The sequence below is a fragment of the Cohaesibacter sp. ES.047 genome (assembly GCF_900215505.1).
In the GTDB taxonomy this organism is placed as follows: domain Bacteria; phylum Pseudomonadota; class Alphaproteobacteria; order Rhizobiales; family Cohaesibacteraceae; genus Cohaesibacter.
The window spans coordinates 796,212-821,114 of record NZ_LT907844.1 but is presented as its reverse complement, the minus strand read 5'-3'; the positions used below and the strand labels follow the sequence as shown (position 1 = coordinate 821,114).

Genomic DNA, 24,903 nt, shown 5'->3' with positions numbered 1-24,903 from the left:
CATTTCAATTCCCCAACGCACAGCATAAAGAGGAAAAATCATGCATTTCGTCGTTACCTGCCTCGATAAGGATGGTGGTCTTGATATCCGCAAGGCCAACCGTGAAGCGCATCTCGCCTTTGTGAAAGAAAACAGCGCCAGCATTCCCGTTGCAGGGCCCTTGCTTGACGATGAAGGCACCATGATGGGTTCGACCCTCATCTGCGAAGCCGATAACAAAGCGGCACTGGAAGCCATGCTGGCCAACGATCCCTATGCCAAGGCGGGCCTGTTCAAGGACGTCACCATTCACGGCTGGAAATGGGTCATCGGCGCACCATCCTGATCAGCTCTTAAAATAGCGGAGAATCCCATGGCTTATTGGCTTTTCAAGTCCGAACCGAACACCTGGAGCTGGGACCAGCAGGTCGCCAAGGGCGAGGCTGGGGAACAGTGGGACGGTGTCCGCAACTATCAGGCCCGCAACAACATGCGCAAAATGGCCTTGGGCGATAAGGGCTTTTTCTATCATTCGATCAACGAGAAGCGCATTGTCGGCATTGTCGAAGTTTGCGCTGAAGCTCATCCGGACACCACGGACGACACGGGCAAGTGGGAATGCGTGGACATCAAGGCGGTGGAACCGGTCAAAAACCCGATCACCCTTGAAGACTGCAAGAACCATCCCACCCTTTCCGAGATGATTCTGGTCAAGAATTCGCGCCTGTCGGTCCAGCCGGTCAGCGATGAGGAATGGGCCATCATTTGCGAAATGGTCGGCGTCAAGCCGTAATCCTGCCGTTGGATCCATCAAGACAAAAGGGGAAGCTGGCATTGGCCACTTCCCCTTTTCCTTATTGCTCGACAAGCACGCACGATCCGTATGTCCTAGAAACTCATTGCCCTCAATTGGGCCGCCTCATGATCTGACGGTAATCACCGCCTGCATGCGCTGCTGAATGAAGGGTATAATGACATAGACCATGGCAGCCACGACAATCGGAACCATGATCATGGCGCGCTGCCATAGGTGCCAGTCGGGCGTGATGGCCACAATGCCATAAAGTAGCCCCGTCACCAAGGGATAGACAAACACCAGAATCATAAGCGCAAAACGTGCGCGAGACGGTTTACGGGATGTGTCTTTCATGCGATGTTCCTTTCGAGACGCTTCGTTCCGTTTCATGGAAAGATATATGAACGATACGTTCCGTTTCGTCAAGAGGAAATCCATGGGCACCGAAAAAATCAAAAACGACACAAGCAGCGCCAACAAGGCAAGGCAGTCAATCGGTGCCAGAAAAAATCCTGAAGCCGAAACGGCAATCCTTGATGCGGCTGCAGATATCATCGCCGAAAAAGGCATTGGCGGTCTGCGTATGGAAGCGGTTGCGCGCAGAGCCAAGGCGGGAAAGGCGACGCTCTACCGATGGTGGCCCACCCGCGGCGCGCTTTTGTTGGCCGTATACCAACGAAAGAAGCCGCAATTTCTCTACAGGGATACCGGGTCGCTTGAACAGGATCTCTTGCACTTCGCCAACGACCTGATCGAGATCTGGCAGGGTGAGAACGGCCTGTTCTTCAAGGCAATCATCGCCGAATCCCAGTCGGATCCAGATGTTGCCGAAACGCTCAGAAATTATCACTCCGAGCGGATCGAAGCGCTGGCAAAAGTCGTCGAACGCGCGCGCCAACGCGGTGAAATCCCGCAACACGAAGCGCCTGCGGTCAGGGCGGATATGCTGATCGGTCTGCTTTGGCAACGCTTGATCACCAACCGACTCGACGAGCCGATCGGCCAGCATATCCGAATGCTGGCCAACTCCGACTTGAGCTAAGCTCTCATCTTGGGCTTTTGAAAGCCTGTCACTTCACCTTGGTGTGCTCTTCGTGGATGCCGATGCTCAGCCGCACGCTGGCTGTCGTCGTCAGATGCGAGATCTCAGCAATCTTGGCCTGCTGCACATCGTTGGGATCGTTCCACTGCAACTCGAGCCAATTGCGCTCATCACCGATTTGGATCAGCTTCTCAATCATCGCCTTGGTCACGCCCATATCGCGAGCGTCATAATCGACAAAGAGAATGTCGACATGGCCCACGCGTTTGCCTGATATGGTCTCCGGCAGATCAAAGAAGGTGGCAAAAGACACCAGCTTGCCATCCATATAGGCACCGAAGACTTCGGCTGTGCGGTCTGTTAGCAGGGTTTCAGCATAGAAAATGTCCGGTTGACGCGGTGCGCCCCGTTTCTGCTCCTGTGCATGGGCGGAAATCAAAGGCGCCAGATCCAGAGCGGCATCCAGTTCCAGAATCTTGATATCGATCGTGCTCATAGTCTCTCCCATGTCTCTCGCCGCTCACGCCTCCCGCCATTCAAGCGACACACGTCAAGAGCAGCACCTTACCGACAAGCCCCACAGTGAGGTGCGACAGGCAGAAATACATCCTGCGCCCTATCGGCCTGGTCAGTTGATCACGGGTTATCGTAAATGCCAACGGCAAATTGACAATCCATTCTACCGCACCATCCCCATTAATCCGACACAAGTGGGACGAATGGCCTGATCCAGTCACGCTCAACCATCAACACGCCTAATTGCTGACCAACAAAAAAGCCGGATCACAAGGACCCGGCTCTTGAATTCTCAGATCGAATAGCGCGAAACCTAGTCGAGTTCACGCACATCGACGAAGTGTCCGGCAACCGCAGCGGCTGCGGCCATGGCCGGCGAGACCAGATGGGTGCGCCCTTTGAAGCCCTGACGACCTTCAAAGTTACGGTTGGAGGTCGACGCACAGCGCTCACCCGGAGCCAGCTTGTCCGCATTCATCGCAAGGCACATGGAGCAGCCCGGCTCACGCCATTCACAACCGGCCTCAAGAAAGATCTTGTCCAGACCCTCTTCTTCAGCCTGCGCTTTTACCAGACCAGAGCCGGGAACGACCATCGCATTGATGCCGTCCTTGACCTTGCGGCCCTTGAATACGCTGGCCGCGGCCCGAAGGTCCTCGATGCGGCCGTTGGTGCAGGAGCCGATGAAAACGCGATCAAGCGCAACGTCGGTCATCTTGGTGTTGGCCTTGAGACCCATATAGTCGAGCGCACGTTTGACGGCATTGCGGCGCGATTCATCTTCGATCGCATCCGGATCGGGGGTCGAACCATCGATGGTCGTCACGTTTTCCGGGCTGGTGCCCCAGGACACGATCGGCGGCAGCGATGCAGCATCCAGTGTCACGACCGTATCGAAATGAGCCCCTTCATCGGTGTAAAGGCTTTTCCAGAAGTCCATGGCCTTGTCCCAGTCAGCGCCTTTTGGTGCTTTCGGGCGGCCCTTGATATAGGCATAGGTCTTTTCATCCGGCGCGATCAGGCCTGCGCGAGCGCCGCCTTCGATGGCCATGTTGCAGACCGTCATGCGGCCTTCCATGGACAGATCGCGGATGGCTTCGCCGCAGAATTCAATCACATGGCCGGTGCCGCCTGCCGTGCCGATCTTGCCGATAATGGCCAGAACGATGTCTTTTGCAGTCACGCCTTCGCCAAGCTTGCCGTTGACTTCGACCTTCATGTTCTTGGCTTTTTTCTGCACCAACGTCTGGGTGGCCAGCACATGCTCGACCTCGGACGTGCCGATACCGTGCGCCAGAGAGCCGAACGCCCCGTGGGTGGAGGTATGCGAATCGCCGCAAACAATGGTCATGCCCGGCAGGGTAAAGCCCTGTTCGGGACCGACGATGTGAACCACGCCCTGACGATTGTCCAGCTCGTCATAATATTCGACGTCGAATTCCTTGGCGTTGGCTGCCAGCGTTTCCACCTGCAGCTTGGACTGGGGATCATCAATGCCTTTGGAGCGGTCGGTCGTCGGGACGTTGTGATCAACGACAGCCAGCGTCCGCTGCGGTGCGCGCACCTTGCGGTTGGCCATGCGTAGCCCTTCGAAGGCCTGCGGAGACGTGACTTCATGGACAAGGTGACGATCAATATAGAGAAGGCAGGTGCCATCCTCCGGCTGATCGGCCACGTGGGAATCCCAGATTTTGTCATAAAGAGTCTTGGGTGCAGACATGTTCGATACCAGTCCTTTTGCTCTGAGCCCATCCCTTGCCAGTCAGCACGGGCGGCTCAAGATCTTCGTGTCTCGCATATCCCCGCCAAAGCGACAGATCGAAAGGCAGGATACACGTTGGATGTAGTTGTTGGCCGGACCATTTGCAAACAGTCTCATCGACAGATGCAACGGCAGCAGGCGTTCGTCCACCAAGAGGCTGGCCCAGATCGGACCGGACTGCATGTCCCGGCCGACAGTCAAAGTCGGTCGGCAATGTCATGCGACAAATAGTGGGTCAAGGTCAAGCAATATTGCGCTCAAACTTCTGTCCCATGCCTCATATTGATGCGCAAAAGGCCCGATATGATTGCCATATCGAGCCCCTTGAAATGCAGTCAAAGCCACAAAAAACTTACTTTGCGTCTTCAGCTTGTTTTTTCTTGGCAGCTTTCGCTTCGGCAACCTTGGCTTTGGCGCTGTCGTTAAGGCGACGCGCACGCGTGTTGGATGCTTCAGTAATACGAGCGGATTTACCGCGACGATCGCGCAGATAGTAGAGTTTCGCGCGACGGACTTTACCGCGGCGAACAACATCAAGGCTATCGACGATCGGGCTATAGATCGGGAACACACGCTCGACGCCTTCACCATAGGAAATCTTGCGAACGGTGAAGCTTTCGTGCAGGCCGGAGCCTTTGCGTGCAATGCAGACGCCTTCATAGGCCTGCACACGGGTACGGGTACCCTCAGTCACACGGACGTTGACACGCACGGTGTCACCGGGAGAAAATTCTGGCAGTTCGCGCTTGGCCTTGATTTCGGCCATTTGCTCTTGTTCGAGCTGTTCAATGATGTTCATGATCTTCACTCTTGTTGTATCGCTACGACCAGAGCGTCCCATGCAGTCCCGTCAGGCTCACTGATGCCTGACATGCCACAAGGGCCCGTTTCGCCGTACTTGTTGGAAATCAGATTGGGCGTCTATACCCAATGTGAGGTCCTTTGTCACCCCCAAAAGTGACTCAAAAGCGCGGATTTATCGTGATTTTCGCAACATGCGACAGTGTCAGCCCAACATATGACAAATCCGGCGCCAACCAAGTTATCATAACACGGTGAACGCCGGATTGTCCGGTCAGAAAAGAGACGCCCGCCCGGAGACCGAGATAGAAATCAAGGGTCGATCCGGGCGGCTACGCTCACCACTTAAGCAAGGTTGCTTTCGGCAAACTCGTAGTTGGCGAGATTGTCGAGGAAGTTGGAGACATAGTCCGGACGACGGTTGCGGAAGTCCACATAGTAGCTGTGCTCCCAAACATCGAGGCCGAGAAGAGCGGTGCCTTCACCGGTTGCCAGTGGGTTAACGCCATTCGGAGTTTTGGTCACGCTGAGCGAGCCATCTGCTTTCTGGATGAGCCATGCCCAGCCAGACCCGAACTGGGTGGTTGCTGCGGTTTTGAAGTCTGCCTTGAACTGATCGACAGAGCCGAAGGCTTCAACCAGCTTGGCTTCCAGAGATCCCGGAATGCCACCGCCATTTGGCGACAGGGCGTTCCAGAAATGGATGTGGTTCCAGTGCTGACCAGCCTGGTTGAAGATGCCGGCGCGCTCGTCATTGCCATAGGTCGCGGCAATGATGTCTTCGAGCGACTTGCCCTGCAGATCGGCATTGGCTTCGATAAAGTTGTTCAGCGCAGTCACGTAAGCCTGATGGTGCTTGTCGTGGTGCAGCTCGAGGGTTTCCTGGCTCATGCCTTTCGCGGCGAGAGCAGCGTGAGCATAGGGAAGAGCTGGAAGTTCAAAAGCCATGTGTAAATCTCCTTTGAAGGCCCGAACTTGCGTTCAAGGGCACATCCTGATATTAAAACAAGTAACCTCTTTGAAAAACATATGAGCTAATATGTCAAGAATAAACTTGGAAAAATCAAATTCATCGGTGCGCAACTCCGCCGACCGAATCCTGATGTCCCTGAAAATGCACGGGGCAATGACTTCGACGCAAATGGGAGAAAAGCTCAAGACAACTGGTGAGGCAGCCCGTCAGCATCTGACCAAGCTGGCCGAGGAAGGGTTGGTCGGTGAGGAACGCCGCGCTGCGGGCCGCGGACGACCGTCGGTCTATTGGTACCTGACACAGGCGGGCCATGACCGCTTCCCCAATGCCCACGCAGATCTTGCCGTTGATGTTCTCGCCTCGGTCGAGCAGGCGCTGGGGCAGGAAGCCTTGGACACGATCATTGGCTTGCGGGAAGCCAGAACGCGGGACCGCTATCAAGGCGAGCTTGCCGGACGGAGCTCCCTGAAGGAACGGGTCGAAAAACTGGCCGAACTGCGCAGCGCCGAAGGCTACATGGCCGCAACAGAAATGGGCGAGGACGGCTCCCTGATGCTGATCGAGAACCATTGCCCGATCTGCACCGCAGCGCGATTCTGCAAGGGTTTCTGCCAGTCTGAGCTGGAGGTGTTCCGTTCGATCCTCGGCCCGACGGCACATATCGAACGCATCGAGCACATTCTGGGCGATGCTCAGCGCTGCGTATACCGGATAAGCGACACAGCGCCCACAGAAGCCTGAGACATCGACGCATTGAGGCCGTTGATAGGCTTCGCCATCATCATGTCAGTCGCTGCATCGACTATTGATCAGCCAGATCCTCGATTTGATCGACCCAGACTTCAAAGCCTTTAAGCTCGTGCTTGCCAAAACTGTGCGTCATGGGCACATCAGCCGCGTCCCGGCCTCGTGCAATCAACACCCGACCAAACCGGATGTCATTGTTGCGCGGATCAAACACCCACCATTTGCCCCCCAGATACACTTCCATCCACGCAGCAAAGTCCATGGGTGCTGGATTGGGCGGCTGATTGACGTCGCTGATATACCCTGTGCAATAGCGCGCCGGAATATTCAGTGAACGGCAAAGCGCAATCGCCAAATGCGCAAAATCCCGGCAGACCCCGGTTCCCTCACGCAAGCCATCGGCAGCCGTCCGCGTCGGACGGGAATGCTCATAGCCGAACTGGATGTGATTGTGCACGAAATCGCAGACCGCCTGTACACGCTCCCAGCCGAACCCCATTTGCCCGAATTGCTGCCAGGCAAAGTCGGACAACACATCGGACTCGCAATAGCGGCTGGGTAAAAGATAGGTCAAAACCTCAGCGGGCAACTGCTCCACCGGCACTTGCAGCGCCGATTTGTCAATGGGATCAGAAAGGCCAGCGTCCCGGATCACACCATCCGTCTCAATCGTCAACAGTCCGGCGGGCGCCACCAGCCTGTTGCACCAGTTGCCAAACGGATCACGATAGGCCTCAACCGGCACGGACGGTACCGTCCGCAATAGATCCGGACGCTCCATATCGCTGGCGCGGGAATAATGCACATTGAGGATGTTGATCATCGGTGTGGGAGCCGGAAGCTCGAACGTCAGCTTGCAGCCGAGTCGCATTCGCATCGCTAGAACCTTGAGTTCGGAGTGAATTTATGACCAGCTATTCTTACAATTATATTGTGCTGACAAAAACCACCCTAACCCATTCAGCTCGAAGATGCACCCTCAAGATCAACACAACCAAATAAGGTAAAACCGAGCAAAGCCGCCAGTTTCAGGGCTTTTTCTGTCGCTCGACCCAAGCCTCGTAAAGATCGGGACGTCGTTCACGGGTCAATTCGACGGCTTGCTCAAAACGCCAATCGGCAATTTTGCCGTGATGACCGGACGCAAGGATCTCAGGAATCTCGTGCCCTTCCCACTCGGTTGGGCGGGTATAATGAGGATATTCGAGCAAGCCGCTTTCAAAGCTCTCATCCTCGCCCGATGCAATCTTGCCCATCACACCGGGCAACAGACGCACGACAGCATCCATCAGAACCATCGCGCCAACCTCACCACCGGACAGGATATAATCGCCGATGGAAATCTCCTCAAGATTGCGCGCCTCGATAACCCTCTGGTCCACCCCTTCAAAGCGCCCGCAAACGAGAATGGCTCCGCCTGCATCCTTTAGCTCCCTGACCTTTTGCTGCGTCAATGGAGCGCCGCGCGGCGACAGAAGAATGCGCGGCCGGTCATCATTCTCGCCGCTCGCATGATCGATGGCCCGGGCCAGCACATCGGGCCGCAGAACCATGCCAGCACCGCCGCCAGCCGGCGTGTCATCGACATTGCGATGCTTGCCCTCGGCAAATTCGCGAATATGCAGGGTATCGAGCGTCCACAAGCCCTTTTCGAGCCCGCGGCCAGCCAAAGACGTGCCAAGCGGTCCGGGGAACATGTCGGGATAAAGGGTCAGAACGGTGGCATGCCATGGTGCACACACCACATCGTCCTTAACAGGCAGGGTCTCGTCCGACATCATCAGATCCGATCAGTCCTTTTTGAGGCCATCGAGAAGCTCTGGCTGGGCGCTGAAATCAGCCCCCTCGCCTTCCAATGATCGCTCGCTTTCGTCTGCCTCATCAAGCAAACCCTCAGGCGGGATCACAGTGACATAGCCCTCGTCCAGCGAGACATGCGGAACGGCTTCGCGGGTGAAGGGAACATAAAGCCCCTTGCCCCGACTGGGCACGATATCAAGGAGATCCCCCGCGCCGAAGTCGTGAACGGCAAGGATGGACCCGAGCACTGTACCATCCTCAAGACGGGCATCCAGTCCGATGAGATCGGAATGATAGAATTCCTCTTCCTCGAGCTCGGGCAGCTGTTCCCGATCCACATAGAGCCGCACGCCATTGAGTGCCTCGGCCTCGTTACGATCAGTCAGGCCCTTGATCCGGCAGACAAAAACTGTCTTGGCAAAGCGGGCCGAAACAATCTTGAAGTGCCGTTTTCCATCCGCCGTCTCAAGCGGTCCATATTGGGTCAGGCTATTGGGATCGTCGGAGAACAGTTTGATCCGAACCTCACCGCGCACGCCGTGCGCTGCCCCGATCTGGGCGATGCAAATCTTGCCCTCAGGCTCTGAAGGGGTCTTGGCCATGGCAGTCATCCCATGTGGAAATAAAATGAGGGGGAATCAAAAAGGGAGTCCGGGCATCGGCCCGAACTCCCTCAAATCGAATGGGATTACTCCGCAGTCGCTTCTTCGCTTGCTTCTTCAGCCGGTGCGGCTGCAGCTTCAGCGGCAGCAGCTGCTGCTTCTTCTTTCGCACGCAGCTCATCAAGACGTTCCTGAGCTTTTTTGCCCAGTTTTGCCTTGTTCGGGTTGTTGCGAGAAGGACGGGTCGCCATGCCAGCAGCATCAAGGAAGCGCAGAACGCGATCGGTCGGAACAGCACCCTGCTCGAGCCAATGCTTGATGCGATCTTCTTTTAGAATGACGCGGCGCTCATCATCTTTCGACAGCAGCGGATTGTAGGTGCCGACTTTCTCGATGAAGCGGCCATCACGCGGAGAGCGGATATCAGCAATAACGACACTGTAATGCGGGCGTTTCTTGGAGCCGCCGCGAGCCAGACGAATTCTAGTAGCCATGGAGTTTCCTTTCCAAATTAGCCTTATTCTTTGTGTTTTTGACCAACTTTTTCATGGCTGTTGCCAGCCCTTGGCCTTTCAGTTCGATGTCAAACCAACCATGCGGATTGGTTCAGCGTTTCTTCTTGCCTTTCCCTGGCATACCGCCAAGGCCGGGAAATTTCGGACCACCCAAACCGGGAAGACCAGGCATTCCGCCAGGCAAACCTCCGGGAAAACCGCCACCAGGCAGGCCTCCGCCCATTCCTTTGGCCAGATCGCCCATATCAGGCATCTGACCGGATTTCTGCATTGCTTCGAGCTGGGCCGGATCCACCTGAGGCGTACCGCCGCCATCAAACAGACCGCCAAGACCGCCCTTTTTCTTGCCCAGCATCTTCATCATGTCCGCCATCTGGCGATGCATCTTGAGAAGCTTGTTGATCTCGGAAACATGCACGCCGGAGCCGGCGGCAATGCGTTTCTTGCGGCTGGCATTGAGCAGCTTGGGATTGCGCCGCTCGGCCCGGGTCATTGAATTGATGATCGCCACCTGACGACCAACAACGGAATCATCAAGATTGGCCGCAGCCATCTGTTTCTTCATTTTCCCGACACCGGGCATCAACCCCATGATGCCGCTCATACCGCCCATTTTGGCCATCTGACCGAGTTGATCCTTGAGATCCTCGAGGTCGAACTTGCCCTTGCGCAGTTTTTCCGCAGCAGCGGCAGCTTTCTCAGCATCGATATTTTCGGCGGCTTTCTCAACCAAGCTGACAATGTCGCCCATGCCCAGAATACGGCCGGCAACACGCTCGGGATGGAATTCTTCAAGGGCATCGGCTTTCTCACCCACACCCAAAAGCTTGATCGGCTTGCCGGTCACAGCCCGCATGGACAGCGCAGCACCACCACGACCGTCCCCGTCGACACGGGTCAGAACGATACCGGTGATATCCATGCGCTCGTCAAAGCTCTTGGCGACATTCACCGCATCCTGACCGGTCAGGCTATCGGCCACCAGAAGGATTTCGTGCGGATTGGTCACCTTGCGGATATCGACCATCTCGACCATCAGCGGCTCGTCCACGTGGGTCCGGCCTGCGGTATCGAGCATGACAACATCAAAGCCGCCCAAACGCGCGGCATTCATCGCCCGTTCGGCAATCTGGGTCGGGCTCTGACCTTCAACGATCGGCAGGGTGTCGATGCCATTCTGCTCGCCCAGCACCCGCAGCTGCTCCTGCGCAGCAGGACGGCGGGTATCGAGCGAGGCCATCAGAACCTTCTTGCGCTCACGGGTCTGCAGCCGCAAGGCAATCTTGGCGGTGGAGGTCGTTTTACCAGACCCCTGCAGACCAACCATCATGATCGGGACAGGCGACGGTGCATTCAGATCGATCGTCTGCGCGTCCGAGCCGAGCATTTCGACCAACTGGTCATTCACCAGCTTGACGACCATCTGGGCCGGGCTGACCGACTTGATCACCTCGACACCGACAGCGCGTTCTTTCACGCGCTCGGTGAAGGTGCGCACAACATCCAGAGCAACGTCGGCCTCGATCAGAGCACGGCGCACTTCGCGCAACGCGGTATTGACATCAGACTCCGAGAGCGCACCACGCTTCGAGAGCTTGTCAAAAATACCGCCAAGGCGATCTGATAGAGATTCAAACATTCATTGCTCCTTTGCCTCTTCTCATCATGACGTCACATCAAAGGTGGGCGCTTCACCGCTTTGTGCCAACCGCCTTTTCTCGAAAAAGGCGCATAACACAAAAAACATCCGAGGGCGCAACGCGCTGTCGGATGGGGACTTCCCGGTTCTCTTTACACCTTTTCGGGACCGGGTCAGTGGCTCACTATGTCGTGTCTCATGATGAGAATGGGCGGTTTCTAGCCGCAAATGGCGTCTGCGTCAACCGGAATTGCGCCAAAACCGGGGCTTTTCATCGCTTTTGGCATGGAAAGGCGAGAATGGAACAGCGACACGGACACGTCAGCTCGCCTCAAGCCCGATCGGTTCCGGACCGGGCCTGCGTTGCATGCTGGTCTGAAACGCCTTCTTCAAGGTCGCTTTCTCAACGCTCGTGAGCAGCTGGGACACAGAGAATCGGCACACACAATTGCGGCCGCTTTGCTTGGCACTATAAAGCGCACGGTCGGCCGCGGCAAACAACAGGTCGAATTCGGTGCCCGCCTGTTTGACGGTGGCGAAGCCGATGCTGATGGTCACCGGAACAGGCACCCCCTTGTGCCGGATTTCGGCCTTGGCAATGGCCTCCCGGATCGTTTCCATGAACGCCCTGACGTCTGAATGCCCGTTTGGCAGGAAAAGCGCGAACTCTTCACCGCCCATGCGGCCGAAAAGCACCTCATCGGGCAGCAACTCGGTAACAATCCGTGCGACTTCCGACAGCACCCTGTCTCCTGCATTGTGGCCAAACCCGTCATTCACCGACTTGAAGTGATCCAGATCGAGCATCGCCAACACCTGCGCATTGTCATGGCGTTGCAGGAGCAGATCGCACTGGTCGATGAAGGCACGGCGGTTTGCGATGCCGGTGAGCACATCGGTTTCAGAAGCGATGCGATGCAGTTGCTCGCTACGGTCCTTGAGCAGAATGATCGTCATCATCACCATGAAGCTTGTGCTGACAAAAATTTCGAGCAGCAAGAACTTCCACCAATCAGCCACCATACGCCCGTTCTCAACGTCGGAAGGCAATGCAAAAACCAGATAGATCATCACCAAACGGAACAACCCATGCGCAAGCAGGGCAACGGCAATCGGGCGGGACATCGAAAGCTGCAAATTGCCAGGGCCGCCGAGGATTTCATAGGCACTGGCAAAGGTTATCAGCACGATGAAGGCAGACTGCATCGCCAGATTGATATTGAGATTGTGATAGAGGACAGGCCAGAGGAAACACGCCGCAATATAAAGCGCCGGAACCAGCAGAAACAGCGCATAGGGAACGGACTTGTGGTTGAAGACGCGAAATCCGGACCATAGAAGCAGGAAGGTGACGAGCGAACTGGTGGTGTTGATCGCTGAGGCGACCTGCGAAAATCCGGGCAGCAGGAAAAGCACCAGAAGGGTGAACGCACCCAAGGCGTAGGAAGCGGTCCAGAGGCCGGCAGCTGTTTCATTAGGATTGCTGTACCATACAATCGACATGGTCACAGCCGCGACCGAGACCGACAGAAACAAGCACATATATATAGTAGCAATATCAAGAATTACGTGCATTCAGCCTCCTAGATATAGTGGATTTTATCCGGGAAGATTAAACAGATTCATAATCGCCATCGCAGTTTTTGCACACACCTCACCCAATTCCTCAAATGGTAAATGGCGAGATATGAGCGAACCATATGGTCCCGGCTCATGCTCAACGCGCATCAACAAGCAACATCCACGATCATTGGTTTTTCTATCATTTTGTCGCAAAAAGGCTATTGTAGCGCCAAGAATAAATCTGCCATCGCGCGGAAGGGAACCGGCGAATGCAAGCAGATATAAAGCCCAACCTTACGGAGATGTTTCATGTCCACACAGAAAGCCCATATCTGGCTGCGCGATGAAGACCGCTCGACGGAACGGCGCACGGCGCTGACGCCCAAGAACGCGCGCATTCTCATAGAACAGGGATTTGACCTCACAGTTGAGCGCAGCGACAAGCGGGCTTTTCCGGACAAGGACTATGAAAAGGTCGGCTGCACGCTGGCCGATCCACGCTCCTGGGTGGATGCACCATCGGATACCGTCGTTCTTGGCCTCAAGGAACTGGCAGAAACGCCATCGGAGCTGCCACACCGCATGATCCACTTCGCACACATCTACAAGGATCAGACCGGCTGGGAAAAGGAAATGGCACGCTTCGTCAATGGCGGCGGCCTGCTCTATGACATCGAGTTTCTGGTAGGTGAAGATGGTCGTCGCGTTGCCGCCTTCGGATACTGGGCCGGCTGGATGGGAGCCGCTCTGGGCGTGCACCGCCTGCTCGAACGCCGCGCCGGGAAAAACATTATCACAAACGGCGTCTCTCCGTTCGAAAGCCAGTCCGACATCATCGACAAGCTCAAGGCGCTTGCAGACGAAGTCGACGGCCCGATGCCAAATGCCATCGTCGTGGGAGCCAAGGGCCGCTCGGGCACTGGTGCCAGCGAGTGCCTTGAAGCCGTCGGTTTGCCGGTTACCAAATGGGACATGGAGGAAACCCGCATCCTCAACCGCACTGCCCTGTTGTCCCATGATTTGCTGGTCAATTGCGTTCTGATGACTGGACCGGGCCTGCTTCTGGCCAATCAGACCCATCTGTCAGCCCCCCAATCCCGCATGAAGGTCATCTCCGATGTCTCGTGCGACCCATTCTCGGATTTCAATCCCCTGCCGCTCTACAAGGCGCCAACCAGCTGGACCGATCCCGTGATAAAAGTCGGCAAAAACAGTGAAGGCGATGATGTCGAGGTCACATCGATCGACAATCTGCCGTCCCTGTTGCCTGCGCAAGCGGCCGAAGAATTCTCCGACCAGTTTCTCGCACCCCTGATGCGGTTTCCTGACGGGGTGGAATGGAAGAATGCAGAGCTGAAGTTCCATGAGATCCGCCAAAAGGCCGGCCTCTGAACACAGCGTTTGGCGCTGACCCGAATATCAAGAGGAGGCATCGCGACAAGCCGCGTTGCCTTTTTTTTGCCAAATTTGGGGCGGTCCAAACCACAAAACTTACCCAGCGACAGAAAACTCACCTGTTCTTTCTTGGATACATGCGGCCCATGCAAAAAAGTTCAGCCTCGTAAATTGGCAGAATGCGGCCAATTACCCTCTTTTACTTATGACTTTTCGCAACTAGAATCCTTTTGGGATCCGCATCAGACAGGCGCGAGCGTCATCACGGAAATTTCATTGAAAGGATGACGAACTTTCATCGTGAAGAGCCAGTCACTGATGTTAGGATCATTACTTATCGTTCCATTCTGATTTCAAAACGGATTGATAGTTAAGAGGACCAAACATGAAGAAAATTACATTTATTGCAGTCGCCTGTGCACTGCTCGCCACACCTGCGCTCGCCAATGAAAAGGAAGACGCGGTCAAGGCGCGTCAAGCCTTTTACAAATCCATGGGCGGTGAAATGCGCCCGTTGATGAACAACATCAAGGGCGAATATGACGCAGCCTCCGCTCAGGAGCATGCTGATAAACTCGCCAGCATCACCAAAACCGATGTGACGACCTACTTCGTCGAGGGCACATCCAATCAGGACATGCCGGGCAAAACCGAAGCCAGCCCGAAGATCTGGGAAGACATGGCAGGCTTCAAGGAAAAATTCTCTGCTCTTCAAACCGCGGTCGCAACCCTGAAGGTTGAAGCAGGGAAAGGCAAAGCCGAACTCGGTGCCGCTTTTCAGCAGGTCGGCGCGAGCTGCAAGAGTTGTCACGACGCCTTTCGCGAGAAATAAGCCGTTCAAGGGGAGCCCGGACAATATGGGTCTGTGGCTCCCGTCCATTTCAGAACGTGTGATTGACCATGACCGCCGAAACGACCAAACCGGAGCGCCGCTCCGAAACGCCTGAACAGGCAAGCGATCTCAAAAAGGTTCGCCTGTGGGATCCCGCTCTGCGCATTTTTCACTGGCTACTGGTGATCTGTGTGGCTGCAGCCTGGGGGCTGGCAGAATTCGGCCCCGATATCATGACCCTGCATTTCTACTTCGGTTACGCGATTTGCGTGCTGCTGGTTTTCAGGCTCATCTGGGGCTTTGTCGGCCCAAAAGCCGCACGGTTCAGCCATTTCATCTATGGCCCGCAATCCCTGTTTTCCTATCTTGGCAAGATCTTCAGACGTGAACCGAGTTATTGGCCCGGACACAATCCTCTGGGTGCACTTGCGGCCTTTGCTCTTCTGGGAATTCTCACCGCTCAGGCAGCGACCGGTCTGATGTCTGACCCGGACGATTTCATCAACGTCGGACCGTTGGCGAGCTATGTGGGGTATGAAACGGCCACTTGGGCCAGCGACATGCATCACATTTTCGCGACCCTGTTGCAGATTATCGTCATCGTCCACGTCCTTGCCATTGTCTTTTACAAGGTTTGGAAGCACGAAAATCTCGTCACGCCGATGATCACAGGATGGAAATGGGTCAAAAAGACCAACAAGGGCTGAAGACCCCTCCCCTGTTCCAAATGCAATCAAGGCGCCGACAGATCTCTGTTGGGGCCTTTTTCATGGTCAGAAGACTGAAAAACTGAATGATCAGGACGAAGCGTCAAGGCAGATCTATCTTGGCCGCTCCAAAGATCGGTCCGGGCAAGCCACCGTTATCGGCCTGCAGCAGCACCGCACATCCGTCGTGACCATCCTTGTGAATGTCCCTAAGGGGCAATTCCACCTTCAGAGCATCGCCGTGCCACATGCCAACCGGCTGCATCGACGTGACCACATTATGATAGGTGATGGACCGACCGCGATTTTCCCCGCGCTCGATCTGGGCCGTCACCGCGCGATTGAACTGCACCAGATAGAGCGTTCCATCCGTGATGTCAGCTGCATCATCCGGTCGCGAAGCAACGTTGATGGTCAGGGCGTCGGCATTCCGATCCATCGTGATCGGAATAGAAAGACCTTTCGCCTTTTGAGCGAGCGAGTGGATCGTCTTCTTGATGTCGTCGCGTCGACTGCCAACCACATGCACACGCCCGTTGATCACCATTTGCGGCGTATAGACCCGGCGATCACCGCGGACAGCAGCATAATCGTGCTGTCGCACCGTGTTTTCATGACGCGCGTTTTTATCGGCCCAGCCAAGATAGTCCCAATAGTCGACCGCTTCGGTAAGGGCAATGACGTTCGGATCGGCAGCAAGCTCAGAAAGATATTTGTCTGCAGGCGGACAGGACGAGCACCCTTGCGAGGTGAACAATTCCACCACAGCAACCGGACCGCTACCCGCAAGCGGGCTTTGAACCTGAAGACCAAGGCAAAAGACCGACAACAGCGCAAAACCGCCCATATTGAGCAGGGCGCTGCGCTTCATCAAACCGGATTTATGCTGACCGACTGTTTTCATAATACATAAATAGGTGAATTTGACCTTCAACTGCCAATCACTTTCGGTTGAGACCTGTCTTCTTTGGTTTATGGGGTCGCCCACTGCCTTCTGCGATCAAATCTTCTCACCGAATCGCAAGGAAACCCATACCGTGCGTTGACTGATACACATCCGTCCTTCCACCAAGCCGTGACATATTCTATGTATATTCCCTTATTCATTCCATTCCAAGCCGAACGCGCTCAAGAACCGGAACCATCGAAAGGAAAACACATGCCATTGGGAGAAGTGAACTGGATGGCCGCGCTCATCGCCGCTCTTGCCGGATTTGCCGTGGGTGTCATCTGGTATATGGCGTTGGGCAAACAATGGATGGCAGCAGCAGGCCTCACCGAGGCTGACGTCAAGGGATCAAGTGGCAAGCCTAAAGCCACGCCCTTCATCATTGCGGCCATCGCCAACATCGTCATGGCGGCCATGCTGTTCGGTATTCTGGTCCATGTGGGCGATCCGACCGTGCGGCGCGGCCTCATGTCCGGACTGTTCATCTGGATCGGCTTCGTCGCAACGACCTCAAGCGTCAACTATGCCTACCAGCAAAAGCCATTTCGCCTCACGCTCGTCGACACGGGCCACTGGCTTGTCAATCTCATGGTGCAAGGGGCAATCCTAGGCGCCTTCGGCTGATTTTCGGGTGAGCGTCAGATGGTGCTGAGCAGGATGCTCGTCTCACTGTTCAGCACCCCTTCAATAAGCCGCACTTCTCGCAGCACCCGATCGAAATCAGCCAGCGATGCCGTCTGGATTTCCGCAATCAGATCCCACGAGCCGTTGGTTGTGTGCAGCGTGTGCAATTCCGGCATCCCGCGCAGGCGGCGAATGACCTGGGATGTTGACTTGCCGACCACCTCGATCATCATGATCGCCCGAATGCCGTCCAACTCATAGTCTTCGCGCACCCGGACACTGAAACCGAGCACCGCCCCCGAAGACACAAGCCGATCAAGCCGGTTCTGAACCGTCCCGCGCGAAACCTTGAGAATATCCGCAAGCTTGGACAAGGGCGCGCGTCCGTCGTGACGCAACAGCGAGATCAGATCCCGATCCAGCTGATCATAGACATGCTTGGCTTCCATAATGGCGCTCCCTTAACTCCCAGAAACTGTAAATCCGCACAATGTACTCTGTGATTTTTGCCAAAGTTCTATCAGTTTTTGAAGACTTTTTCCATTTTGCCTGAATTTTACAACCGCTATCCTGTTCTTCCACGGTGCATGCTCCAAATGTTCAACCGACGAGTCGGCTTGCACGGTGTCCCGTTCCATCACCCATCAGACCCACAAGGCAACGCTCATGACCCCGCAAAAAGGCAAGCTCAATCTCGTTCCCTTCGTCTCTGTCGATAATATGATGAAGCTGATCCTCTCGATCGGCGTCGAAGAGATCATCAAGGGCATCGCAGACCAGATCGAGAGTGACTTCAAGCGCTGGGAAAGCTTCGACAAGACACCACGCGTCGCCTCCCACTCCAAGGAAGGCGTCATCGAACTGATGCCCACGTCCGATGGCGAGGTCTATGGCTTCAAATATGTCAACGGACACCCCAAGAACACCAAGGAAGGCCTCCAGACCGTTACCGCTTTCGGCCTTCTGGCTGATGTCTACACCGGCTATCCGGTTCTTCTGACCGAAATGACCATCCTCACCGCCCTGCGGACCGCAGCCATGTCGGCTGTCGCGGCCAAATATCTTGCCCCCAAGGATGCAAAGGTCATGGCGATGATTGGCAATGGTGCGCAGTGTGAATTCCAGGCCCTCGCCTTCAAACGCATTTGCGGCATCGACACCGTTCGCCTTTATGACATCGACCCTGTCGCCACCGACAAGGCGGTCTTCAATCTCAAGGACTCTGGCCTTAAGGTCATTCGGGCGGACAGCCATCAGGAATGCGTCGCCGGCGCAGACATCATCACCACCTGCACCGCCGACAAGCAATGCGCCACCATCCTGACCGACAACATGGTTGGCTCGGGTCAGCATATCAACGCCATCGGCGGCGACTGCCCGGGCAAGACTGAGCTGCATGGCGACATCCTGCGCCGCTCCGACATTTTCGTTGAGTATCCGCCCCAGACCCGCATCGAAGGCGAGATCCAGCAGCTCGATCCGAACCATCCGGTCAAGGAACTCTGGAAAGTCATAACCGGCGAGGAACAGGGGCGGACATCTGAAGGCCAGATCACCCTCTTCGACTCGGTCGGCTTTGCCATCGAGGATTTCTCGGCCCTGCGCTATCTTTACCGGGTCATCAAGGACACCAAATTCTACGACGATCTCGACATGCTGGCCGACCCGGACGAGCCGCGTGACCTTTATGGCATGGTGCGGCGGGCAGCAAAGCCGGTGGAATCAGCGGCGGAATGAACGAGCGATACTGGATCAAACGATCTGGGCCAATCCACAGAAACCCTAGGCAGGCGGCCACCCATCGGCTAGCCTGCCTTTTTTGTTACGACCGTCCCCATCAAATGTGAGCTTTGTGATGCCGGAGCCGATCCACCTGTGTTCCCTTGAAGATCTGGATGAAACGGACGCCCTTGGCAGGAGCCTCAAGGTTGGCGACAGCCAATTCAATCTCATCCTTGTGCTCGATAGGCACTCATTGTGGTAGGCCCGATGGTGCGCGCCTACCACAATGAGTGCCCTCACCTCCTGACACCACTCGACACGTTCCCGGACGAGTTTCTCGACAAGGAAAATCCCGGACTGCTGGTCTGCTCTACCCACGGTGCCCGCTTTCAGGTCTCCGACGGGCTTTGCATCATCGGTCCCTGCACCGGTGCCAATCTCGAATCGGTTGACGTGACGGTGCGAGAGGGCGAGGTCTATCTTGTCGCGCCCGCCGTCTAGTCCATTGGTGGCAGAAAGAGCAAAATCCCGGTCCAAAACCGTCCAAAATACCTCCCGACAACATACGAAAGAGCAATATAGAACCGGTGGACGCTATAGGGTCGTCTGAGCATAATAGCCGCGATTGCGGCGCGATGACGCTATAACCTTATAAGCGCATTAGTCCGGATATTGAACACGCCCTGTCCCGTTGAACGCTGAGGAGTAACGTTCGAGGATACAGGTTGCTACATCACGACCCCGCGCGGGTGTGTAGCTCACTGCATTTTAAAGGAGTTCTGGGAGGAACGCATGTCGGAGAACGTCTATCCCGTACCGGCGGAAGTGGCATCTCATGCCTTAATCGATAACGACGCCTATTTGTCCATGTACAAGCAATCTGTCGAGGATCCGGAAGGATTCTGGAGCGAACATGGCAAGCGCATTGACTGGATGAAGCCGTTCACCAAGGTGAAAAACACCTCATACGACTATCACAACGTGTCAATCAAATGGTTCGAAGACGGCGAGCTCAACGTCTCGGCGAACTGCATCGACCGCCATCTCGAAACCCGCGGTGACCAGACCGCCATCATCTGGGAAGGCGACGATCCGTCCGAGAGTGAAAACATCACCTATTCCCAGCTTCATGAGCGCGTCAGCAAACTGGCCAACGCTCTCAAGGATCTGGGCGTTCAAAAGGGTGATCGGGTCATTCTCTATTTGCCGATGATCCCCGAAGCAGCCTATTCCATGCTCGCCTGTGCCCGTGTCGGTGCCATCCATTCCATCGTTTTCGGCGGCTTTTCGCCGGACGCTCTGGCTGACCGGATCAACGGGTCGGAAGCAAAGCTTGTCATCACTGCCGATCAGGGGCTGCGTGGCGGCCGTCGGGTTCCGCTGAAAACCAACGTCGATGCAGCACTGGAAAAGGTCAACCACGAGACCAAGATTCTGGTTGTCCGCCGCACCGGTGGCGATGTGCCGATGGTCGACGGCCGTGACATCTGGTATCACGACGCGGTCAGCAATGTATCCGCTGATTGCCCGCCCGAGGCGATGAATGCGGAGGATCCACTGTTCGTTCTCTATACCTCAGGCTCAACCGGCAAACCCAAGGGTGTCGTGCACACCACGGGCGGCTATCTCGTCTATGCCTCGATGACCCATCAATATGTCTTCGACTATCATGACGGCGATATCTATTGGTGTACCGCCGATGTCGGCTGGGTTACCGGCCATTCCTACATCGTCTATGGACCGCTGGCCAACGGCGCCACAACGCTGATGTTCGAAGGTGTCCCGACCTACCCCAGCCCCTCTCGCTTCTGGGATGTCTGCGAGAAGCACAAGGTCAACATCTTCTACACTGCTCCAACGGCAATCCGGTCCCTGATGGGCGCTGGCAACGAACATGTCGAGAAAGCAGATCTGTCATCCCTGCGCATTCTTGGCTCGGTCGGCGAACCCATCAACCCGGAAGCCTGGAAATGGTATTACGAGGTCGTCGGCAAGAGCAAATGCCCGGTCGTCGACACCTGGTGGCAGACCGAGACCGGCGGCATCATGATCACCCCTCTGCCCGGTGCCACCGACCTCAAGCCCGGCTCGGCCACCCGTCCCTTCTTCGGCGTTCAGCCCGTCATGCTCGACAGCGACGGTCATGAAATCCACAAAACCGAATGCGAAGGCATTCTCTGCATCGCCGACAGTTGGCCAGGCCAGATGCGCACGGTCTATGGCGACCACGACCGCTTTGTCTCGACCTATTTCGAGACCTTCAAGGGCTACTATTTCGCCGGTGACGGTGCCCGCCGCGATGCGGACGGCTATTACTGGATCACCGGCCGCGTCGATGACGTCATCAACGTCTCGGGCCACCGCATGGGCACCGCCGAGGTGGAAAGCGCGCTCGTCGCCCATGAAAAAGTCTCCGAGGCCGCCGTTGTCGGCTATCCGCACAACATCAAGGGTCAGGGCATCTATGTCTATGTCACCCTGATGGAAGGGGAAGAAGAGAGCGAAGAGCTGCGCAAGGAGCTGCGCGACTGGGTTCGGCACGAAATCGGCCCGATCGCCTCACCAGACCTCATCCAGTTCGCCCCCGGGCTGCCGAAAACCCGTTCCGGCAAGATCATGCGCCGCATCTTGCGCAAGATCGCCGAGGATGATTTCAGCGCACTGGGTGATACCTCGACGCTTGCGGATCCAACCGTCGTTGAAGACCTCATCGACAACCGCCAAAACCGCTAGGCGAGTTCAAGTCGGCAAACAAACAAAACCCCCGCTGAACCATCGGCGGGGGTTTTTAATTCGTTTTCCTTGGCCAAGGGATAAATCCAAGCGGCGTCATGTTACCGGCTGAGAAAAGGCACGCGCCCACTTGCCAACAGAACGCCGAATATCGCAACAAAAACACCCAGTATCTGCACCCCATCAGGCATGCGGCCAAAACAGGCAGCAATGATAAGCGCTGAAACGGGAACCAGATTATAAAGCACTGATGTTGCGGCCGGCCCCCGCACCGCGATCCCGATTTGCCAGAATAGATAGGCCAAAACGGACCCGACCAAAGCCATCCACACCGTCGCGGCCCACGTAACAACAGACGCCATTTGCAGCTCTGCCACCGGATCAGCCAGAACCACCGCGGCAATCACCAGAAAAACCGTTCCGAAAACCGTCGTCCAGACAGATGTTTGAAGCGGACTGGCACCCTTGACCCAATTGCGTGAGCCGAGCGAATAGAAGGCCCAGACAAGGCTGGCGAGCAATATCAACAGATCGCCCGGCGCCAATCGAGCCCCACTAAAGGCTCCAACAGTCAGCGCGACGCCCAACATGCTTATGAAAAGACCGGCGAGCTCTGCCATTTTCGGTTTGCGCCGTTTCATGAAGGCGTCAATCAGGTTTGTGATGAGGGGGTTGGTTGCCATGATCAAGGCAGCGGTTACCGGGCTGGAGCTCTTCATGCCCCAGAACAAAAGCCCGCTGAACCCGGCTATTCCAAAAGCCCCAAGCATGAGAAAAGCGACAAAATTGCGCCGAAAAATCGGCCAGTTGATGCCGCCGCTCAGCCACAGCCAGATCAAGGTCGCGGCTGCAGCGAAGACAAATCGGGTGGCCACCGCTGTCCAAGGGGTCAGATCCACAAGAACAAGTCTGGTTGCCTCAAAAACAGAGCCCCAGAAAACAGCTGCCATCGCACTCAAAAAGAGCGCTGGTCCATCTTCTGAAAAAACGCCCATGTGCTCTGACTGTTCCGAAGTCATCATTCCCGCCTCTTAACTGTTGTTGGCAGCAACAATGCCCTTTCATTTTCAAAAGCGATACAGCTAATATCGGGCATCTATTTTCGGAAAATGAAAAATGAACCAAGACTTCAATTGGGATGACAGCCGCATTTTTCTGGCACTGGCGCGTGAGGGCACTCTGTCTGGGGCAGCAAAACACCTGCACACCGGGATTGCCACTGTCTCGCGTAGAATAGAGCGGATGGAAAATGCGCTCGGTATCCCCCTCTTCCTGCGCCATCAAAGCGGCTACCGGCTGACCGATCAGGGTGCCGCCATGCTGCCTCGAATCGAAGCAATTGAGCTGGCGGCTCTCAACATGCAGCATCAGGTCGAGAAACAGTCAGGAATAGAAGGGTTTGTTCGGGTTGCCTGCTTTGAGAGCCTGATCACACCTTTTATCATTCCGGCGCTCACACCATTATTAGGCGATAATCCCGGATTGGATATTGAACTCGTCTTTCATACCAGCGTCGTCAACATCCATCGCCATGATGCTGATCTGGCTTTGCGCATGATCTGGCCGGAACGCGGAAATCTGCTTGTTCGACAGCTTGCATCGATGGGATTCGGCTTATACGGAGCGGATGAGAAGACACCATCACAGCGCTTCATCACCTGGCCCGAAATGGAAGATCTGACCCTTCCACTCGCCTGGTCACGCGCTTTCGGAGCCATGGATGGACCAAGACTTGCGGTGAACACGCTCAATGGTCAACTGGAAGCCGTCAGGAAAGGCATTGGCCGGGCGGTTCTTCCGCATTTTCTGGCAAGAAAAGCCGGTCTCCATCTGATCTCGAACACATTGCCCAATGGTAAATTGATGCAACGACCTGTCTATCTGGTCACCCACGCCAACCTTGCAGCCTCGCGGCGCGTACAAACCGTGTCTCAGGCAATATCCGATGAAATCACAGAGCGTCGAGTTGAGCTTTCAGACCCTTGAGTCTGGTGCCAGACTCATCAAAGTAACCTACTCCCCGCGCCCGATGAAGTCGGCCACCTCTTCAAGGCTCATGGGGGCGGCGCGGTTGTCATCCAGACGAGAGCGGATGCCCTGCAGGTCGTGCACCATGGCAGAGCGACGGCTTTCGGCTGGGCTTCATAAAACCATTGGTAGAATTTTCCATATTGCAATTCATCTCAATGTTGCAATAATTCGGTATTCAAATATCACATGTGTTTTTTTGTTTTAAGGACGAAGAAGTGAAGAGCGATCAATTTGCCGTAGCAGCAGCATCCTTGATCATTGGTCTTACAATGCCGACCCTTTCAGAAGCAAAAGACATTTGGTTTGTGCGGGCCAAACAGCTTCAATGCGTCAAGCAACACATTGACCAATACAGCCAGACCGCTTCCAATGACATAATTATCTTTCTTGACGAATGCCCAAACACCGACTTGGCATCAATACTGAGCAAAAAAGTGGTGAACTCCGCTGTTCCAACCATCACGCCAAAAGAAGACGGGCCTAATCATCCGGCAGAAGTGATTCAATTCACCAAAGGTCAGCTCAAGTGCCTGAAAGACTATAAGCTCAAATTTGAAGACGATCTTGAAGTCATTGAAGTGCCCAAAGACCCATGCTCATGAAAGATCGGATTGGAAAGAATTGGCTCATCATCAAATCGAGCCTTGAAGCACTGAGTTATGTTTCCATTATTGTGGGCATTGTCGTTGCCTATAATTCCTATTCTCGGGATCGAGCCGAAGAGCGCGTCTCAAATGCACTTAAATTCATCATGCATTTTCAAAACAATGAAATGATGCAATCGCGAATGGAATTGCAACGGCCATGGCTGGACCCAACACGAGCAAGGCTGAGCAACAAGGCTGGCAGCGCCGATATCATTAATCAAATCGCGACAACAATCATTTTCCCGATAGAAGAAAAAGATACGGTTTCTGATCTGATCCGGGTGATGGATTATCTGGATGCCGCCGCATCATGCGTTGCCGGATCTGATGAGGACAGTTCCAGCGTTTGTGATAAATCCGTGATTCTTGATCACTTGGGTGAATTCGCCGATAGCATGCTTTGCCTTTATAAAGCGCCAATCGAGGAGCTTCGAACCAACTTCGCTATGCCAAAACTTGGAACGAAAATGGAAGCACTTCTGAACGACGAACCTTCGGTCAACAGCACCTGCAAATCGTAACGAGGAA

29 protein-coding genes are annotated in these 24,903 nt (G+C 55.3%); 14 read left to right on the top strand and 15 right to left on the bottom strand.

What is annotated here, in order from left to right:
- Positions 1-40 precede the first annotated feature (40 nt).
- Positions 41-325 carry a YciI family protein gene (locus tag CPH65_RS03685; protein WP_096172180.1) on the top strand — a complete coding sequence of 95 codons (285 nt, stop codon included), beginning with the start codon at positions 41-43 and terminating at the stop codon, positions 323-325.
- 27 nt (positions 326-352) lie between these two features.
- Entirely contained in the window at positions 353-772 is a 420-nt protein-coding gene (locus CPH65_RS03680; RefSeq protein ID WP_096172179.1) for an EVE domain-containing protein, read from the top strand.
- Positions 773-898: 126 nt separating this feature from the next.
- Here CPH65_RS03680 and CPH65_RS03675 read toward each other — a convergent pair whose 3' ends face one another.
- On the bottom strand, positions 899-1,129 hold the full coding sequence (locus CPH65_RS03675) for a hypothetical protein (protein ID WP_096172178.1): 231 nt from the start codon (positions 1,127-1,129) through the stop codon (positions 899-901).
- Between the two features lie 46 nt (positions 1,130-1,175).
- On the opposite strand from CPH65_RS03675, the gene CPH65_RS03670 reads away from it, so the two are divergent.
- On the top strand, positions 1,176-1,817 hold the full coding sequence (locus CPH65_RS03670) for a TetR/AcrR family transcriptional regulator (RefSeq protein WP_197703954.1): 642 nt from the start codon (positions 1,176-1,178) through the stop codon (positions 1,815-1,817).
- 28 nt (positions 1,818-1,845) lie between these two features.
- Here the strand turns inward: CPH65_RS03670 and CPH65_RS03665 are convergent, their stop codons facing one another.
- From CPH65_RS03665 to CPH65_RS03645, 4 genes are all read right to left on the bottom strand, one after another.
- Positions 1,846-2,313 carry a GNAT family N-acetyltransferase gene (locus CPH65_RS03665; protein WP_096172177.1) on the bottom strand — a complete coding sequence of 156 codons (468 nt, stop codon included), beginning with the start codon at positions 2,311-2,313 and terminating at the stop codon, positions 1,846-1,848.
- 333 nt (positions 2,314-2,646) lie between these two features.
- Positions 2,647-4,053 (bottom strand): 3-isopropylmalate dehydratase large subunit, encoded by a 1,407-nt coding sequence (leuC, locus tag CPH65_RS03660; RefSeq protein ID WP_096172176.1) that lies wholly within the window; start codon positions 4,051-4,053, stop codon positions 2,647-2,649.
- 394 nt (positions 4,054-4,447) lie between these two features.
- The gene (gene rplS / locus CPH65_RS03650; protein WP_096172174.1) at positions 4,448-4,894 is read right to left on the bottom strand and encodes a 50S ribosomal protein L19; all 447 of its coding nucleotides are present in this window, start codon (positions 4,892-4,894) and stop codon (positions 4,448-4,450) included.
- A gap of 347 nt (positions 4,895-5,241) precedes the next feature.
- On the bottom strand, positions 5,242-5,844 hold the full coding sequence (locus tag CPH65_RS03645) for a superoxide dismutase (protein ID WP_096172173.1): 603 nt from the start codon (positions 5,842-5,844) through the stop codon (positions 5,242-5,244).
- Positions 5,845-5,935: 91 nt separating this feature from the next.
- Between CPH65_RS03645 and CPH65_RS03640 the strand changes: the two genes are divergently transcribed.
- Positions 5,936-6,610, top strand: a complete 675-nt coding sequence (locus tag CPH65_RS03640; protein WP_172891447.1) for a metalloregulator ArsR/SmtB family transcription factor — start codon at positions 5,936-5,938, stop codon at positions 6,608-6,610.
- 61 nt (positions 6,611-6,671) lie between these two features.
- On the opposite strand, the gene CPH65_RS03635 is transcribed toward CPH65_RS03640, so the two are convergent.
- From CPH65_RS03635 to CPH65_RS03610, 6 genes are all read right to left on the bottom strand, one after another.
- Entirely contained in the window at positions 6,672-7,493 is an 822-nt protein-coding gene (locus CPH65_RS03635) for a transglutaminase family protein (RefSeq protein WP_096172172.1), read from the bottom strand.
- 151 nt (positions 7,494-7,644) lie between these two features.
- Positions 7,645-8,394, bottom strand: a complete 750-nt coding sequence (gene trmD, locus CPH65_RS03630) for a tRNA (guanosine(37)-N1)-methyltransferase TrmD (protein WP_096176215.1) — start codon at positions 8,392-8,394, stop codon at positions 7,645-7,647.
- A 12-nt stretch (positions 8,395-8,406) separates the two neighbouring features.
- Positions 8,407-9,018, bottom strand: a complete 612-nt coding sequence (rimM, locus tag CPH65_RS03625; protein WP_096172171.1) for a ribosome maturation factor RimM — start codon at positions 9,016-9,018, stop codon at positions 8,407-8,409.
- 86 nt (positions 9,019-9,104) lie between these two features.
- Positions 9,105-9,512: a 30S ribosomal protein S16 gene (rpsP, locus tag CPH65_RS03620; protein WP_096172170.1), complete on the bottom strand. Its 408-nt coding sequence runs from the start codon at positions 9,510-9,512 to the stop codon at positions 9,105-9,107.
- 112 nt (positions 9,513-9,624) lie between these two features.
- Positions 9,625-11,172, bottom strand: a complete 1,548-nt coding sequence (gene ffh / locus CPH65_RS03615; RefSeq protein ID WP_096172169.1) for a signal recognition particle protein — start codon at positions 11,170-11,172, stop codon at positions 9,625-9,627.
- 321 nt (positions 11,173-11,493) lie between these two features.
- On the bottom strand, positions 11,494-12,747 hold the full coding sequence (locus CPH65_RS03610) for a GGDEF domain-containing protein (protein WP_096172168.1): 1,254 nt from the start codon (positions 12,745-12,747) through the stop codon (positions 11,494-11,496).
- A 297-nt stretch (positions 12,748-13,044) separates the two neighbouring features.
- On the opposite strand from CPH65_RS03610, the gene CPH65_RS03605 reads away from it, so the two are divergent.
- The 3 genes from CPH65_RS03605 (at position 13,045) to CPH65_RS03595 (ending at position 15,669) form a co-directional block, all read left to right on the top strand.
- Complete coding sequence (locus tag CPH65_RS03605; RefSeq protein WP_096172167.1) at positions 13,045-14,127, top strand: saccharopine dehydrogenase; 1,083 nt, start codon at positions 13,045-13,047, stop codon at positions 14,125-14,127.
- A gap of 388 nt (positions 14,128-14,515) precedes the next feature.
- Positions 14,516-14,962: a cytochrome c gene (locus CPH65_RS03600; RefSeq protein ID WP_096172166.1), complete on the top strand. Its 447-nt coding sequence runs from the start codon at positions 14,516-14,518 to the stop codon at positions 14,960-14,962.
- Between the two features lie 68 nt (positions 14,963-15,030).
- Positions 15,031-15,669, top strand: coding sequence for a cytochrome b/b6 domain-containing protein (locus tag CPH65_RS03595; RefSeq protein ID WP_096172165.1), 639 nt, complete (start codon positions 15,031-15,033; stop codon positions 15,667-15,669).
- A 103-nt stretch (positions 15,670-15,772) separates the two neighbouring features.
- Here CPH65_RS03595 and CPH65_RS03590 read toward each other — a convergent pair whose 3' ends face one another.
- Complete coding sequence (locus CPH65_RS03590; RefSeq protein ID WP_096172164.1) at positions 15,773-16,573, bottom strand: thioredoxin family protein; 801 nt, start codon at positions 16,571-16,573, stop codon at positions 15,773-15,775.
- A gap of 255 nt (positions 16,574-16,828) precedes the next feature.
- Here CPH65_RS03590 and CPH65_RS03585 point away from each other — a divergent pair, with 255 nt between their 5' ends.
- Positions 16,829-17,242, top strand: coding sequence for a DUF1761 domain-containing protein (locus CPH65_RS03585; protein ID WP_157747484.1), 414 nt, complete (start codon positions 16,829-16,831; stop codon positions 17,240-17,242).
- Between the two features lie 14 nt (positions 17,243-17,256).
- Here the strand turns inward: CPH65_RS03585 and CPH65_RS03580 are convergent, their stop codons facing one another.
- A complete protein-coding gene (locus CPH65_RS03580) occupies positions 17,257-17,691 on the bottom strand; it encodes an Lrp/AsnC family transcriptional regulator (RefSeq protein WP_096172162.1) in 435 nt (144 codons plus the stop codon).
- 217 nt (positions 17,692-17,908) lie between these two features.
- Between CPH65_RS03580 and CPH65_RS03575 the strand changes: the two genes are divergently transcribed.
- Positions 17,909-18,979, top strand: a complete 1,071-nt coding sequence (locus CPH65_RS03575) for an ornithine cyclodeaminase (protein ID WP_096172161.1) — start codon at positions 17,909-17,911, stop codon at positions 18,977-18,979.
- Between the two features lie 100 nt (positions 18,980-19,079).
- Here the strand turns inward: CPH65_RS03575 and CPH65_RS24815 are convergent, their stop codons facing one another.
- Positions 19,080-19,214 (bottom strand): hypothetical protein, encoded by a 135-nt coding sequence (locus CPH65_RS24815; RefSeq protein WP_256385209.1) that lies wholly within the window; start codon positions 19,212-19,214, stop codon positions 19,080-19,082.
- Positions 19,215-19,231: 17 nt separating this feature from the next.
- On the opposite strand from CPH65_RS24815, the gene CPH65_RS03570 reads away from it, so the two are divergent.
- Both CPH65_RS03570 and acs read left to right on the top strand, forming a co-directional pair.
- The gene (locus CPH65_RS03570; RefSeq protein ID WP_096172160.1) at positions 19,232-19,465 is read left to right on the top strand and encodes a Rieske 2Fe-2S domain-containing protein; all 234 of its coding nucleotides are present in this window, start codon (positions 19,232-19,234) and stop codon (positions 19,463-19,465) included.
- Positions 19,466-19,756: 291 nt separating this feature from the next.
- On the top strand, positions 19,757-21,697 hold the full coding sequence (gene acs, locus CPH65_RS03565) for an acetate--CoA ligase (RefSeq protein ID WP_096172159.1): 1,941 nt from the start codon (positions 19,757-19,759) through the stop codon (positions 21,695-21,697).
- 101 nt (positions 21,698-21,798) lie between these two features.
- On the opposite strand, the gene CPH65_RS03560 is transcribed toward acs, so the two are convergent.
- Positions 21,799-22,719, bottom strand: coding sequence for a DMT family transporter (locus CPH65_RS03560; protein WP_197703953.1), 921 nt, complete (start codon positions 22,717-22,719; stop codon positions 21,799-21,801).
- 94 nt (positions 22,720-22,813) lie between these two features.
- On the opposite strand from CPH65_RS03560, the gene CPH65_RS03555 reads away from it, so the two are divergent.
- The 3 genes from CPH65_RS03555 (at position 22,814) to CPH65_RS03545 (ending at position 24,896) form a co-directional block, all read left to right on the top strand.
- Positions 22,814-23,683, top strand: a complete 870-nt coding sequence (locus CPH65_RS03555; RefSeq protein ID WP_096172158.1) for a LysR family transcriptional regulator — start codon at positions 22,814-22,816, stop codon at positions 23,681-23,683.
- Between the two features lie 260 nt (positions 23,684-23,943).
- Positions 23,944-24,330, top strand: a complete 387-nt coding sequence (locus tag CPH65_RS03550) for a hypothetical protein (RefSeq protein WP_157747483.1) — start codon at positions 23,944-23,946, stop codon at positions 24,328-24,330.
- Complete coding sequence (locus CPH65_RS03545) at positions 24,327-24,896, top strand: hypothetical protein (RefSeq protein WP_157747482.1); 570 nt, start codon at positions 24,327-24,329, stop codon at positions 24,894-24,896. Before CPH65_RS03550 ends, CPH65_RS03545 begins: the two co-directional genes overlap by 4 nt.
- The last annotated feature ends 7 nt before the right edge of the window (positions 24,897-24,903 follow it).